General features: G+C 39.0%; 1 protein-coding gene. It reads right to left on the minus strand.

Translation table 11 applies throughout. The features are described 5' to 3' along the window. Nucleotides 1-564, minus strand: a 564-nt coding sequence (locus U9R90_RS36725) for a hypothetical protein (protein ID WP_411061857.1), incomplete at both ends; no start/stop codon positions are given.

The following is a 564-nucleotide window of genomic DNA, read 5'->3' on the forward strand; positions in this document are numbered from 1 at the left end:
CAACACCTGTTGATGCTTGATTTTTCGTTAATTTAGTTACTGTATTGAATAAATATCGGGGGTTATGTTTGTTTTCTTCTAGAAGAGACGAAAAGTAATCAGATCTAGCAGTTTTTAATGCTTTTCTGTAGGATAGGGTACTTTCCCGCCAAGCTAAACGAAATACCTCTAATTTAGTTTTCCTCCAGCTGCGCTCCATTTTCCGGGCTGCTCTCTTTAGGGCGCGAGTGTGCTCATTATACCACGGTGTTGGACTCTTATCCTTAATCTTCCTTAAGCGTAAAGGAGCAACCGCATCTAAAGTGCTAGAAAAGAGAGAGTCCATAGTTCCTGTTACATCATCAAGTTGTTCTGAGCTATTGGATATGCTGAGGAACTGAGATAAGTCAGGAAGATTATTTATAAAGCAGTCTTTTGTGGTAGAGGTAATGGTTCTACCATATTTGTAACAAGAAGTTGGCTTTACAGCTTTAGCTATATGGAATATACAGGAGACTAGATAATGATCTGAGATATCATCGCTCTGCTGTAAAATTTCAACGCCACTGACATCAATTCCATGTG

Source organism: Streptomyces sp. E11-3, from assembly GCF_046540415.1.
Classification (GTDB): Bacteria; Actinomycetota; Actinomycetes; order Streptomycetales; family Streptomycetaceae; genus Streptomyces.